This window comes from Streptomyces sp. NPDC020422 (assembly GCF_044386705.1).
Taxonomy (GTDB): domain Bacteria; phylum Actinomycetota; class Actinomycetes; order Streptomycetales; family Streptomycetaceae; genus Streptomyces.
Map to the genome: position 1 here is coordinate 181,278 of NZ_JBIRVJ010000012.1, position 13,716 is coordinate 194,993.

The 13,716-nt window shown below is 73.8% G+C and carries 9 protein-coding genes; 2 read left to right on the plus strand and 7 right to left on the minus strand.

The annotated features are described in order from the left end of the window. Positions 1 to 19: 19 nt before the first annotated feature. The 3 genes from ACH414_RS29640 to ACH414_RS29650 all read right to left on the minus strand — a co-directional run bounded on the left by ACH414_RS29640 (position 20) and on the right by ACH414_RS29650 (position 4,351). Entirely contained in the window at positions 20 to 745 is a 726-nt protein-coding gene (locus ACH414_RS29640; protein WP_398944102.1) for a GNAT family N-acetyltransferase, read from the minus strand. Between the two features lie 67 nt (positions 746 to 812). Continuing rightward, a complete protein-coding gene (locus ACH414_RS29645) occupies positions 813 to 2,915 on the minus strand; it encodes an IucA/IucC family protein (protein ID WP_382547403.1) in 2,103 nt (700 codons plus the stop codon). Positions 2,916 to 2,962: 47 nt separating this feature from the next. Then, on the minus strand, positions 2,963 to 4,351 hold the full coding sequence (locus ACH414_RS29650; RefSeq protein ID WP_398944104.1) for a diaminobutyrate--2-oxoglutarate transaminase family protein: 1,389 nt from the start codon (positions 4,349 to 4,351) through the stop codon (positions 2,963 to 2,965). Between the two features lie 320 nt (positions 4,352 to 4,671). On the opposite strand from ACH414_RS29650, the gene ACH414_RS29655 reads away from it, so the two are divergent. Both ACH414_RS29655 and ACH414_RS29660 read left to right on the plus strand, forming a co-directional pair. Beyond that, complete coding sequence (locus tag ACH414_RS29655) at positions 4,672 to 5,847, plus strand: trypsin-like serine peptidase (RefSeq protein WP_382547409.1); 1,176 nt, start codon at positions 4,672 to 4,674, stop codon at positions 5,845 to 5,847. A 162-nt stretch (positions 5,848 to 6,009) separates the two neighbouring features. Next, positions 6,010 to 7,188, plus strand: coding sequence for a trypsin-like serine peptidase (locus tag ACH414_RS29660; protein ID WP_382547412.1), 1,179 nt, complete (start codon positions 6,010 to 6,012; stop codon positions 7,186 to 7,188). An 87-nt stretch (positions 7,189 to 7,275) separates the two neighbouring features. Here ACH414_RS29660 and hflX read toward each other — a convergent pair whose 3' ends face one another. The 4 genes from hflX to dapF all read right to left on the minus strand — a co-directional run bounded on the left by hflX (position 7,276) and on the right by dapF (position 13,709). Beyond that, the gene (gene hflX, locus ACH414_RS29665) at positions 7,276 to 8,769 is read right to left on the minus strand and encodes a GTPase HflX (RefSeq protein ID WP_382547415.1); all 1,494 of its coding nucleotides are present in this window, start codon (positions 8,767 to 8,769) and stop codon (positions 7,276 to 7,278) included. 121 nt (positions 8,770 to 8,890) lie between these two features. Beyond that, on the minus strand, positions 8,891 to 10,414 hold the full coding sequence (locus ACH414_RS29670) for a M1 family metallopeptidase (protein WP_398944106.1): 1,524 nt from the start codon (positions 10,412 to 10,414) through the stop codon (positions 8,891 to 8,893). A gap of 72 nt (positions 10,415 to 10,486) precedes the next feature. Then, positions 10,487 to 12,634, minus strand: coding sequence for a RelA/SpoT family protein (locus ACH414_RS29675; RefSeq protein ID WP_398944108.1), 2,148 nt, complete (start codon positions 12,632 to 12,634; stop codon positions 10,487 to 10,489). 196 nt (positions 12,635 to 12,830) lie between these two features. After that, on the minus strand, positions 12,831 to 13,709 hold the full coding sequence (dapF, locus tag ACH414_RS29680) for a diaminopimelate epimerase (protein ID WP_382547424.1): 879 nt from the start codon (positions 13,707 to 13,709) through the stop codon (positions 12,831 to 12,833). Positions 13,710 to 13,716: the final 7 nt, after the last annotated feature.

Sequence of the window (13,716 nt, forward strand, 5' to 3'; positions counted from 1 at the left end):
TGGGTACGTCAGGGGGTGTTCACAGGACATGGCGCAGGACGCGGTCGCGGACCATGAGCGCGGCCCGCTTGTCCGGGAGGTCGACCTCCGCGGAGAGGCGGAAGCCGGCGCCGAGGAAGGCGGCCACGGACGGGATGTTGCGCAGGTCGGGTTCGGCGAGGACCCGGGTGCAGCGGGGCCGGTGGTCGAGGACGAGGTCGGCGACGGCGCGCAGGAGCGTGGTGCCGACCCCGCGGCCGCGGTCGGCGACCCCGCCGACGAGCAGGTGGACGCCGGTGTCGTGGGGGCGCGCCGGGTAGTGCCGGGCGAGCGGGTCGAGGTCGGCCCGGTAGATCTCGAAGTAGCTCATCGGTGTGCCGTCGAGGACACCGAGGCAGGGCACGCTGCGCCCGTCGCCGTCGAGTTGGGCACGGATGTGGTCGGCGGTCACGGTCGGGGGGCCTTCGAGCTCCCAGAAGGCGGCGACGGCGGGGTCGTTCATCCAGCGGGCGATGAGCGCGAGGTCCCGGTCGAGTCGTACGGGGACGAGCTGGAAGCGGCCGGCGGGGGTGGCCGCCGGACGCCAGCCGGCGAGGTCGTCGAGGAGGTCGCCGTCCGCGCCCCCGGCCTCACGGTCGGCGGCGAGGAGGGCGAGGAGTTCCTCGGGGAGGTGCAGGTCGAGGGTGTCGTCGGCGCCCTGCTGGGCGCCGGGGCCGGGGGCCGGGCCCGTGGTTTCGGTGCCGGGGTGCGCTTCGGTGGGAGGCACGGGGCGCTCTCCTCTCGGCCGTCGGGGTGGGTGGTGGAGGCGGGTGGGCGCGTTGGCCGGGGACGGGTCAGGCGCGCAGCGGGTTGGTGATGGTGACGTAGACGGACTGGGTGTCGACCGGGCCGACGAGCTCGTCGAGGCCGTGCAGGCGGGTGAGGAGGTTGGCCTTGCAGCGCAGGGTCGCGGCCTCCAGGAGCCGGTGCGGCAGCGGCGATCCGAGGCTGGTCGCGCTGGTGAGGAACTGGCGCAGGGCGGCGAGCAGGACGCGCTCGTCGGCGAGGCGCTGGGCGCCGAAGGCGCCGATGAGGCCGAGGACGTTGTTGATGCCGAGGTAGTAGGCGAAGCGCTCGTCGGTCACCTGGTCGGAGACGAAGGTGTCGCTGGCCTTGCCGATGCCGGGGAGGCGGCCTTCGAGCTCGTCGCGGCGGGACTCGCGGAAGTAGTAGCCCTGGTTGTCGCGGTAGCGGCCGCCGACGGGCCAGCCCTCGGGGTCGAGGAGGACGAGGGTGTTCTGCTGGTGGGCCTCCAGGGCGACGCCGGCGTGTCCGTCGAGCCAGAGCACGGGGCGCACCACGAGGTCGAGGTAGCGCAGGAACCACTCGGCGGCGACGGCCGTGGTGGGGCGGCCGGTCCGGGCGGCGAGCCGGCCGACGACCTCGGCGAGGCGCGAGCTCATCCGGGGCGAGCCGGGCACCGGGCGCGGTGAGGTGAGGGCGGCGAGGCAGACGGCGTCGTCGCCGGCGGCGAACGGGTTGTGCCGGATCATGACGTCGAGTCCGGGGACGGGCTCGCCCTGGGGGGTGTCGACGGCGAGCCAGGCCGGGTCCCGGACGATGTCGAAGCCCGGGTGGGCGGCCTGCCACTGGTCGACGAGGCCGGTGCGCAGGAGCCGGTGCACCTCGACGCCCCGGTGGAGCTCCTTGCGCAGGTTCTCGCGGCGGGAGTTGGTGATCCGCACGCCGAGGGAGAGCTTCAGCATGGCCCGGGCGCCCGGGCGGTGCACCGTGCGGACGGAGGAGGTGGGGTGCCAGCGGCTGCCGTGCGGGCCGAGGTCGTGGAGGAGGCCCGCGTCGAGGAGGGCGGCGACGGCGGGGCGGTGGCGGAGTTCGCGGGCCTGCCAGGGGTGCAGCGGCAGGGCGGCGGTGCCCTGCGGCAGGTCGAGGCCCTCGGCGAGGGCGGCGGTGAGCTGGGCGGCGGCGACGAGGCGGCCCTGCTCGGTCCAGGCCGAGTCCGTGGCGAGGAGGGTGGGGTCGACGGCCATCCAGTGGAGCGGGAAGGAACCGTGCGCTTCGGGCGAGTAGAGCCGTGCTTCGGAGTCGGAGAGTCCCTCGCGGCTCTTGGGCGTGGGGTGGAGCGGGTGGCCGAGCAGCAGGGACTGCTCGGCGGTGAGGAAGAGGTCGGCCTCGGGGTCCGGCAGCGGGTGGCGGCGGCGTTCGGCGATGAACTCGGCGGTGCGGCGGGCGGAGTCGGCGACGCGCCCGACGAGTTCGGTGCCCTCGGGGCGGCCGGTCTCGCGGCTGAGGAGGGCGGCGACGGTGACCGCGTCGACGGTCGGCGCGCCGGCCGGGAGGCCTTCGAGGGCCGGGGCGCCGAAGCGGTGCCAGCCGGTGGGCGACCAGTAGCGGACGGGGACGAGGAGGGCGGCGCCGGAGGCGTCGAGGGGGATGCGCAGGGTGGGGGCGCCGGGTGCCGGGAGGTTCTTCTCCCGTACCCAGCAGCGCAGCAGGTTCTCTACGGCGGCCTGGTCGGCGGCCCGTCGGGGGTCGGGGTCGTCGAGCGGGTCCGGGTCGACGGAGGAGGGGAGGGCGGGGGCGACGGCAGTCGCGACGGCGGAGGCGGCGGCGGCAGCGGTGGGGGGAGGGACGACCGCGGGCGCGGGGGCCGACGCGACGGCGGAAGCGGCGGACGCGGCGGACCCGGCCGCCCCGGCGGACGCGGCCGGCCCGGATGAGGCGGCCGGCGATGCCACGGCGGACCCGGCCGGGGCACCGGACGCGCCTGCCGCGCCAGGCGCACCGGCCACGCCGCCCGACACCGGGGCCGGCCGCCCCGTCGGCGCCCCGCCGTGGGCGTCGGTGGGCGGCCCCGGGTACTGGCGGGGCACGGTCGGGTCGGCGGTGAGGGGGGCGGTCACGGGGCCGGAGGCTTCGGGGGTGGGGGTGGGGTTCACGGGACTTCCTTGGGAGGGGCCGGGGGACCAGTGGGATTGGCCCGGGTTCAGCGGGACGGTCCGGACGATCGGGCCCGGTGGGCCCGTTCGGCGGCGGCGAGGGCGTCGGCGAAGCGGTCGAGGACGGCGGCCGCCTGCTCGTCGGTGAGGGTCAGCGGCGGCAGCAGGCGGACGACCGCGTTGTGGCGGCCGCCGAGTTCGACGATGAGGCCCCGGTCGAGGCACTGGCGCTGGACGGCGCTCGCGAGCGCGGGGTCCGGCGGCGGGGCGAGGGCGTCCGCGCCTGCGGACTCGGGGTCGACAAGCTCGACGCCGATCATCAGGCCGCGGCCGCGGACGTCGCCGACGCAGGGGTGGGCGGCGGAGAGGCCCTGGAGCTGCCCGAGCATGCGGGCGCCGAGGGTGCCGGCGCGTTCGGCGAGCCTGTTCTCCCGTACGTAGGCGAGGGTGGCGGCGCCCGCGGCCATGGCGAGCTGGTTGCCGCGGAAGGTGCCCGCGTGGGCGCCCGGTTCCCAGGCGTCGAGCTCCGAGCGGTAGACGACGACGGCGAGCGGGAGGGAGCCGCCGATGGCCTTGGAGAGGACCATCACGTCGGGGACGACGCCGCTGTGCTCGACGGCCCAGAAGGTGCCGGTGCGGCCGACGCCCGTCTGGACCTCGTCCGCGATCAGGGGGATGGAGCGGTCGGCGGTGATCTCCCGCATCCGGCGCAGCCAGCCGTCGGGGGCGGGGATGACGCCGCCCTCGCCCTGGACGGGTTCGAGGATCATCCCGGCGGGGGCGGGGATGCCGCTCTTGGGGTCGTCGAGCGCGGTCTCGGTCCAGCGGGCGGCCAGTTCGGCCCCGTGCTCGCCGCCGACGCCGAACGGGCAGCGGTAGTCCTGGGGGTAGGGCAGCCGGGCGACGCGGACGTCGGTGGCGCCGCCGGAGGCGTCGAGGGCGCCGGCGGTCATGCCGTGGTAGGCGCCGCTGAAGGCGAGGATCCCGCGCCGGCCGGTGGCGGTGCGGACGAGCTTGAGCGCGGCCTCGACGGCGTCCGTGCCGGCCGGCCCGCAGAACTGGATGCGGGCGTCGTCGGCGAGCCCGGCGGGGAGGGTGGCGAAGAGCTCGCTGGTGAAGGCGTCCTTGACCGGGGTGGCGAGGTCCAGGACGTGCAGCGGGGCGCCCGAGTCGAGGACCCCGCGGATGGCCTCCAGGACGACGGGGTGGTTGTGCCCGAGCGCCAGGGTGCCCGCGCCGGAGAGGCAGTCGAGGTAGCGGCGGCCGTCGGCGCCCTCGATGGTGAGGCCGCGGGCCCGTACGGGGACGATCGGCAGGGAGCGTGCGTAGGTGCGGGCGGCGGACTCGCGTTGCGCCTGCCGGCGCAGGATGCCCTCATGGGCGCCGCAGGTCCGCTCGGCCGGCGTCAGGGCCGGAGCTGGTTCGGTCACGGCCACGGCTCGGTGTCCTCCCGCTGTAACAGTTGCGTTGCACATCGGTACGTTGCAGGGCGGCCCGAAGAGGCGTCCCGAACACCGCCGTTGTGTCCCCCGTCCGTACCAACGACGGGGGCTGCCGGGGATCACGGGCCGGAGCCAAGATCCTTGGCGTGTCCCGGATCACGGACCGGCAACGGCTGTCGGGCTCAGGAACCGCGGACCTGCGTCGTACCGTCCCCTCCGGCACCGGCATAGTGGGGGCTTCACACGGCACGGCCCGTCCGCGCCGCCACTGTTCACTGATGCACAAGTTGACGTAGTCCCAGGGGGATCACGAGATGCGATCGATTCGTCCGATGCTGGCCGCAGCATCCGCCGTCGCGGCACTGACGCTGACGGCGACGGCCTGCGGTCCGACCGAGGACAACGCGGGGGGTGACAAGCCCAGCGCTTCCGCGCCGACCGCGGACGGCAAGATCAAGATTCCGGACGACCTGAAGCAGCGTCTGAAGGACCACGGGATCGACCTGGACAAGTGGCGGAACGGCGAGTGGAGGAACTGGGACAAGGACAAGTGGCTGCGTGAGGCCAAGGACTACGTCAACCCGATCATCGAGGACCTCTGGGACCCGGACCGGATGCGGGACGCCGAGCGCCCCGACAAGCCGGTCAGGGACGAGGACATCTCCGGCGACAAGGGCGTGACCGACCCGACGCCGGACCCGGTGAAGGCCAAGGCCGTCCAGGCGCCGTACCACTCGACCGCGCCGGCCTCCGGCAAGGTCTTCTTCGACGGCCCCGAGGGCTCGATGGTCTGCTCGGCCACCGTCGTGCAGGACCCGGCGCACCCGGGCAAGTCCAACATGGTCTGGACGGCCGGTCACTGCGTGCACGCGGGCAAGAAGGGCGGCTGGTACCGCAACATCGCCTTCGTCCCCTCGTACAACAACGCCGCCAAGCCGACCGCGGAGCTGGAGAAGGCGACCCGCGAGGAGATCGCGCCGTACGGCGTGTGGTGGAGCGACTGGGCGCAGACCTCGGACCAGTGGATCGACCAGGGCGGGCAGACCGGCGGCCAGGGCGCGCCCTACGACTTCGCCGTGCTGCATGTGACGCCGGAGAAGGGCTCGACCGGCAAGTCCCTGGAGGAGACGGTCGGTTCGGCGCTTCCGGTCGAGTTCAACGCGCCGGCCGTGCCCAAGATCGCGGAGATGACCGCGACCGGCTTCCCGGCGGGTCCGCCCTATGACGGGCAGAAGATGTTCCAGTGCGCGGACAAGCCGGGCCGCCTTTCGGTGAAGACGGACCAGCCGACGATGTACCGGATCGGCTGCACCATGACCGGCGGTTCCTCCGGTGGCGGCTGGGTGGCCGCGGGCCAGGACGGCAAGCCGGCGCTGGTGTCGAACACCTCGATCGGTCCGGTGACGGCGGGCTGGCTGGCCGGTCCGCGACTGGGCGCCGAGGCCAAGGCGGTCTACGCCGGCGTCAGCAAGAAGTACGCCGACCGCTGACCCGGGCGGGGCCGGAGGCGGGACCCCCGGGGGGTCCCGCCCCTGCCGACGGGCATACTGTGCACCGCTAGTGACGCGTTCATGGCAATCAGGGACGGCTCCACAGGACCGCCGTGCCCCGGACCGCCGGACGCGCCGAACATCCCAGGGGGACATCACTCCATGCGTTCCATACGACTCCTGCCCGGCCTGACGGCCCTGGCGGCGGCGCTCGCGCTGACCGCGACGGCCTGCGGACCGACCGAGACCCCGGCCGCCGACAAGCCGGCCGACAAGCCCGCCACCTCCGCCTCCACCCCGGCCGACGACGGCTCCGGCTCCGGCTCCGACCTCACCAAGGACATCGCCGGCAAGCTGAAGAAGCACGGCGTCGACCTCGACAAGTGGAAGGACGGCGAGTGGAAGAACTGGGACAAGGACACCTGGCTCCGTGAGGCCGAGGACTTCGTCAACCCGGTGATCGACGGTCTCTGGGACCCGGCCCGGATGCAGTCGGCCAAGAGCCCGGACCCGACGATCACCGCGCAGGCCGGCAGCTCCGGCAGCGACCCGGTGCCGCGGCCGGTGCAGGCGCAGCGCGAGAAGACGCCGTACCACCGCTACGCGGCCCCGGTCGGCAAGATCTTCTTCGACTCGCCCGAGGGGTCGATGGTCTGCTCCGGCACGATCGTGAAGGACCCGCGCCACCCCGGCAAGTCCAACCTCGTGTGGACCGCGGGCCACTGCGTGCACGCCGGCAAGCGGGGCGGCTGGTACCGCAACATCACCTTCGTCCCGGCCTTCAACGACCTGGGCAAGTCGCCCGCCGCGCTGCGCAACGCCCAGCCGCACGAGGTCTACCCCTACGGCCAGTACTGGGCCGACTGGGCCGTGACCTCCGGTGAGTGGATCCAGAGCGGCGGCACCAACCAGGCCTGGCCGTACGACTACGCCGTGCTGCACGTCAAGCCCGAGCGGGGCCGCAAGTCCCTGGAGGAGACCGTGGGCGTGGCCCTGCCGGTCGACTTCTCCGCTCCCTCGGCCGCGCAGGCCGGCACGGTCGGCGCCTGGGGCTACCCGGCGGCTCCGCCGTACAACGGCATGATCATGCACAAGTGCCTGGACCGCGCCTCCCGCCTCACCACGGCGCCGGCCACCCCGACCATGTACCGGATCGGCTGCACCATGACCGGCGGCTCCTCCGGCGGCGGCTGGTTCCGCGTGCTGCCCAACGGCACGACGGCGCTGGTGTCGAACACCTCGATCGGCCCCGCCGGCCGCAACGGCTGGCTGGCCGGACCGCAGCTGGGCCGCGGCGCCAAGGCCGCTCACGAGATGGTCAGCAAGAAGTTCGCCCGCTGACCCGAGGACCGGAAGCACCCGTACGACGACAAGGCGCCGGCCGTCTCCCCGAAGGGAGGCGGCCGGCGCCCTCGTGCGTGGGTCGCGTCAGTGCGCGGCGGGGACGTACGGCGCGAGGAGCGCCGCGAGTTCCTCGTGGACCCGCGCCTTGAGCAGGGTGCCCTCCGGGGCGTGCTCCTCGGAGAGGACCTCGCCCTCGCCGTGCACCCGCGAGACCAGTCCGCCGTGCGTGTAGGGCACGAGGACCTCGATCTCGACCTGGGGCCGCGGCAGCTCGGACTCGAGGAGTGCGAGCAGCTCCTCCATGCCCTCGCCCGAGCGGGCGGAGACGGCGATGGAGTGCTTCTCGACCCGCAGCAGGCGCTGGAGCACCAGCGGGTCGGCCGCGTCCGCCTTGTTGATCACGACGATCTCCGGCACGTTCACCGCGCCGACGTCGCGGAACACCTCGCGGACGGCCGCCAGCTGCTCCTCCGGGGCCGGGTGCGAGCCGTCCACCACGTGCAGGATGAGGTCGGAGTCGCCGACCTCCTCCATGGTGGAGCGGAAGGCCTCGACCAGGTGGTGGGGCAGGTGCCGGACGAAGCCGACGGTGTCGGCCAGGGTGTAGACCCGCCCGGTGGGCGTCTCCGCCCGGCGGACGGTCGGGTCGAGGGTGGCGAACAGCGCGTTCTCCACCAGGACGCCGGCGCCCGTGAGGCGGTTGAGCAGCGAGGACTTGCCGGCGTTGGTGTACCCGGCGATCGCGACCGACGGGATCTTGTTCCGGCGGCGCTCCTGCCGCTTGATGTCGCGGCCGGTCTTCATCTCCGCGATCTCCCGGCGCATCTTCGCCATCTTCTCGCGGATCCGACGCCGGTCGGTCTCGATCTTGGTCTCACCGGGACCACGGGTCGCCATGCCGCCACCGCCGCCGCCACCCATCTGACGGGAGAGCGACTGACCCCAGCCGCGCAGTCGCGGCAGCATGTACTGCATCTGCGCGAGCGCGACCTGCGCCTTGCCCTCTCGGGACTTGGCGTGCTGGGCGAAGATGTCGAGGATGAGGGCGGTCCGGTCGACCACTTTCACCTTGACGACGTCCTCGAGGGCGATCAGCTGGCCGGGGCTGAGCTCACCGTCGCAGACGACGGTGTCGGCACCGGTCTCCAGGACGATGTCCCGGAGCTCCTGCGCCTTGCCCGAGCCGATGAAGGTGGCCGGGTCCGGCTTGTCGCGGCGCTGGATGACGCCGTCGAGCACGAGGGCACCCGCCGTCTCGGCGAGGGCCGCGAGCTCCGCGAGGGAGTTCTCCGCGTCCTGCACCGTCCCCGAGGTCCACACACCGACCAGCACGACGCGCTCCAGGCGCAGCTGGCGGTACTCGACCTCGGTGACGTCCTCGAGCTCGGTGGAGAGGCCCGCGACACGGCGCAGGGCCGCGCGCTCGGAGCGGTCGAGCTGGTCGCCGTCCCGCGCTCCGTCGATCTCGTGGCTCCAGGCGACGTCCTCTTCCATCAGGGCATCGGCCCGAAGGCTCTCGGTGCGGCTGGTCTCCGCGAAGCTCTGCTTGTCCTGGGAAGGGGATGAAGAGGAGGTCATTTGATCCTTACGTCGAAGAGAAGTCCGTTACGGCAGTCACAACGCGTGACGTCCGGGAAGAATTCCCGGGTTCCGGCCGCGCCGCCGACCAGAAGATGGTGACACGGCCGGACCGGGCCCGTCACCCCGGTTTCACGGCGCTCGGCGCCTTCGCCCCGGCTCGTGGCGCCCTGCTGCGCCAGTCCGGGTGCCCGGGCATGGGCGGTGTCTTCTTCCCGTACAGCCACTCGGCGAAGAAGCCGGACAGATCGCGCCCGGAGACCCGCTCGGCGAGCGCGGTGAAGTCGGCGGTCCCGGGCGTGCCGTCCCGGTTCTCGCTCACCCAGGCGCGCTCCAGGCGCTCGAAGGCCTCCGTGCCGATCGTGTGGCGCAGCGCGTAGAGCGCGAGGGCGGCGCCGTCGTAGACGCCGGGCCGGAAGAGGCTGATCTTCTCGCCCGGCTCCGGCGGCTTGGGCGCGGCCGGCGGGCCGCCGTCCGCGCGCCACTGGTCGGAGGCACCGTACGCGGCCTTCATGCGCCGTTCCAGGGTGGGCCCGCCCTTCTCCGCCGCGTACAGCGCCTCGTACCAGGTGGCGTGCCCCTCGTTGAGCCAGAGGTCGGACCAGGCGCGGGGCGAGACGCTGTCGCCGAACCACTGGTGGGAGAGCTCGTGGACCATGATCGAGTCGACGTACCACTCGGGATAGCCGGGTTCGGTGAAGATGCCGCGCTCGAAGAGGGAGAGGGTCTGGGTCTCCAGCTCGAAACCGGTGTCGGCGTCGGCGACGAGCACCCCGTAGGTCTCGAACGGGTACGGGCCGACCCGGCTCTCCAGCCATTCCAGGTGCCCGGGGGTGCGCCGCAGCCAGGGTTCCAGGAGCTCGCGGTCGGCGGTGCGCACGACGTCCCGGAGCTTCAGCCCGTGCGGCCCCTGGCGGTGCACGACGGTCGACTCGCCGATGGAGACCTGGGCGAGCTCGGTGGCCATGGGATGGGCGGTTCGGTACGTCCAGGTGGTGGTGGCGCCGTCCCGGGTGCGGCTCTCGGGCAGGCCGTTGGCGACGGCGGTGAGGCCGCTGGGCGCGGTGATCCGGAAGGTGAAGTACGCCTTGTCGGAGGGGTGGTCGTTGGAGGGGAAGACCCGGTGGGCGGCGTCGGCCTGGTTGGCCATCGCGAGCCCGTCCCCGGTGCGCACCCACCCGCCGCTGTCGGCGGGTCCGCTGGGGTCGCTGGTGTGCGTGACGGTGATCTCGACCGCCTCGCCCCGTTCGACCGGGCGCGCGGGGGTGACGACCAGGTCCTCGCCGCTGCTCTCGTAGGCGGCGGGTTCGCCCTCGACGGTGACGGCGGAGACGGTGCCGTGGGTGAAGTCGAGGTTGATCCGCTCCAGGTCGTCGGTGGCCAGCGCCTGGATCCGGGTGACGCCCGCCAGCGGCGCGGTGTTGCGGCCGGGGTAGGTGAGGGAGATGTCGTACGACAGGACGTCGTAGCCGGGGTTGCCGAGCTGCGGGAACAGCGGGTCCCCGATGCCGAGCGGCGCGGCCGGCGGCAGGGCCGCGGCGACGAGCCCGGCGGAGAGGGCGACGAGGACGGCGGAGCGCAGCGCGCGTGCGCGGGCACGCGCGCGGGCCGACGGATGGCGGGGGGTGCGGGAGGGGAGCGGCATGGGCTACCGCTACCAGGGCCCGGACCGCTCCCCCGGGCGGCGCGCGCGCCCGCCACCCGAAGGGGTCAGGCGTCAGTGCTGGGGTGACGCGGGATGCCGGGCGCGGCTCACGTCGTACACCCCGGGCACGTCCCGCATGGCCCGCATGAGGGCGGGCAGTCCGGCCGCGTCGGGGAGTTGCAGGGTGTACGTGTGGCGGACCCGCTGCTCGCTGGGGGGTTCGACGGTGGCGGCGACGACGGCGGCGCCTTCGGTCGCGATGGCCTCGGTGAGGTCGGCGAGCAGTCGGGGGCGCCCGAAGGACTCGGCAACCAGGGTGACCCGGCAGGCGGCGGTGTCGCCCCAGTGGACGGTGACGGGCGAGCGGCCGAGCCGCCGCATGGTCTCGGCGGAGGCGCAGGCCGTGCGGTGGACGGTGACGGAGCCGCCGCGCACGACGAAGCCGGTGATCTCGTCGGGGGGTACGGGGGTGCAGCAGCCCGCGGGGCGTACGGCGGGGGTCTCGGCGCCGGGCAGCTCGACGCGGAGCCTGGTCCCGGAGCGCCGGTCGGCGGTGACGCTGGCGGGCGGGCGGGGGGCCGCGGCGGGGATCTTGACGTCCTCGGGGTGGGCCTGGAGCCAGCCCGTGATGGCGATCCGGGCGGCGGGGGTGCGGGCGTGGTCGAGCCACTGCGGCGAGGGCCCGGAGGTGGTGTCCTGGGCGAGCAGCGGCTGCACGGTGTCGCCGTCGTGGAGCACGGTGCTCAGGGGCGCGAGCCGGCCGTTGACCCGCGCCCCGAGACAGCTGTGGGCGGCTTCGCCGTGCTGGGCGTAGGCGGCGTCGATACAGGTGGCCCCGGCGGGCAGGCTGATGGTGCCCGGGGTGCCGCCGTCCGTGCGGAAGACGGTGATCTCCTGGTCCTGGGCGAGGTCGGCGCGCAGCGAGGTCCAGAAGGTGTCGGGGTCGGGGGCGGACTGCTGCCAGTCGAGGAGCCGGGAGAGCCAGCCGGGCCGGGTCGGGTCGGCGCGCTCGCCGTCCTCGGCGCCGGCGGGGTCGGGGGTGTCCTGGCCGCTGTAGGGGTTGCCGAGGGCGACCACGCCGGCCTCGGCGACCTGGTGCATCTGGTGGGTGCGGATGAGGACCTCGGCGACGGCGCCGTCGGGGGCGGCGACGGCGGTGTGCAGCGACTGGTAGAGGTTGAACTTGGGGGCGGCGATGAAGTCCTTGAACTCGGAGACCACCGGGGTGAAGCAGGTGTGCAGCTCGCCGAGGACCGCGTAGCAGTCGGCGTCCTCGCCGACCAGGACGAGGAGCCGGCCGAAGTCGCTGCCGCGCAGTTCGCCGCGCTTGAGGCGGACCCGGTGGACGGAGACGAAGTGCCGCGGCCTGACGAGGACTTCGGCAGCGATGCCGGCCTCGCGCAGCAGTGCGGTGACCTGCTCCGCGATGGTGGCGAGTGCGTCGCCCGCACCGCTGTTCCCGGCGATGAGGGCGCGGGTGGCCTCGTACTCCTCGGGATGGAGGATGGCGAAGACCAGGTCCTCGAGCTCGGTCTTCAGCGCTTGGACGCCGAGGCGCTCGGCGAGCGGGATGAGGACGTCGCGGGTGACCTTGGCGATGCGGGCCTGTTTCTCGGGCCGCATCACGCCGAGGGTGCGCATGTTGTGGAGGCGGTCGGCGAGTTTGATCGACATGACCCGGACGTCGTTGCCGGTGGCGACGAGCATCTTGCGGAAGGTCTCCGGCTCGGCCGCCGCGCCGTAGTCGACCTTCTCCAGCTTGGTGACGCCGTCCACGAGGTACGCGACCTCGTCGCCGAACTCGCGGCGCACCTGGTCGAGCGTCACCTCGGTGTCCTCGACGGTGTCGTGGAGCAGGGCCGCGGTCAAGGTCGTGGTCTCGGCGCCGAGTTCGGCGAGGATCAGGGTGACCGCGAGCGGGTGGGTGATGTACGGCTCGCCGCTCTTGCGGAACTGGCCGCGGTGCGAGGACTCGGCGAGCACGTAGGCCCGGCGCAGCACGGCCAGGTCGGCGTCGGGGTGGTGGGCGCGATGGGCCTCGGCGACGTGCCCGATGGCGTCGGGCAGCCGGTCGCGGATCGCGGGCCCCGCGGTCGCGCCGAGCAGGGCGGCGCGACCGAGCCTGCGGAGGTCGATCCTGGGGCGGCCGCGTCTGCGGCCGGGAGCGTCGGGGCCGGTGGTCTCGGCCTCGCTCACGGGGTTGGTGGCCTCTGCGCTCATGGGGCACCTCCGGCGGCGTCGACCGGCAAAGGGCCGGGGCAGGGTGTGCCCGGCGGGCCGGTGCTTGATGCTACCGACCCCACCACGTGGCGCAGTCCCGCTCTCGCCGAGCGTGAACCGGATCACCCATTCGAGGGACGAATCAGTCGTTGACGGTTTCGAATCCGTCGCTTCCGGCCGCCGTCCCCGGTCCGTCTCAGACGGAGGCGTCGAGCCAGGACGGCTCCACGGTGCCCTCGGCGACGATCACGGCGGGGCCCGTCATCTCGATCTCGCCGTCGGGGTGCTCGGTGATGACGAGCGTGCCGCCGAGTACGTCCACGGTGTACGTGACGGGGGCGCCGGACAGGGCAGGGTCGGCGCCGTCCCGGCGGGCGGTGGCCACGGCCACGGCGCAGGCGCCGGTGCCGCAGGAGCGGGTCTCGGACGCGCCGCGCTCGTGGACGCGCATGGCGACGTGGCGGGGGCCTCGGTCGACGACGAACTCGATGTTGACCCCGTCCGGGTAGACCCCGGCCGGCTCGTACGGCGGCTCGGTGTAGAGGTTGCCCGCGTGGTCGAGGGAGTCGACGAAGGCGACCGCGTGCGGATTGCCCATGTTGACGTTGCGGGCGGGCCAGCTGCGCTCGCCGACCGTGACGGTGACGCCGGCCTCGGGGAGCACGGCGCGGCCCATGCGGACGGTGACGGAGCCGTCCTTGGCGAGGTGGACGTGCTTGACGCCGCCGCGGGTGGCGATGGCGACCTCGCCGGCGGTGACGTGCCCGGCGTGCTCCAGATAGCGGGCGAAGACCCGGACGCCGTTGCCGCACATCTCCGCGACGGAGCCGTCCGCGTTGCGGTAGTCCATGAACCACTCGGCCTCGTCGGCCATGTGCCGCGCCTCGGGGTGGGCGGCGCTGCGCACGACGTGCAGCACCCCGTCGCCTCCGATGCCGGCCCGCCGGTCGCACAGCCGGGCGACGGTCGCGGGGGGCAGGTCGAGGGCGTTCTCGGCGTCGGGGACGATCACGAAGTCGTTCTCGGTGCCGTGGCCCTTGAGGAAGCTGAGGGGCGAGGTCTGCGTGCTGGTCACGGGATCA

What these genes read in the sequence shown, in the direction of transcription:
- ACH414_RS29655 (WP_382547409.1), top strand. Translation starts at nt 4,672, where the DNA reads ATGCGATCGATTCGTCCGATGCTGGCCGCAGCATCCGCCGTCGCGGCA.
- ACH414_RS29660 (WP_382547412.1), top strand. Translation starts at nt 6,010, where the DNA reads ATGCGTTCCATACGACTCCTGCCCGGCCTGACGGCCCTGGCGGCGGCG.
- hflX (WP_382547415.1), bottom strand. Translation starts at nt 8,769, where the DNA reads ATGACCTCCTCTTCATCCCCTTCCCAGGACAAGCAGAGCTTCGCGGAG.
- ACH414_RS29670 (WP_398944106.1), bottom strand. Translation starts at nt 10,414, where the DNA reads ATGCCGCTCCCCTCCCGCACCCCCCGCCATCCGTCGGCCCGCGCGCGT.
- ACH414_RS29675 (WP_398944108.1), bottom strand. Translation starts at nt 12,634, where the DNA reads ATGAGCGCAGAGGCCACCAACCCCGTGAGCGAGGCCGAGACCACCGGC.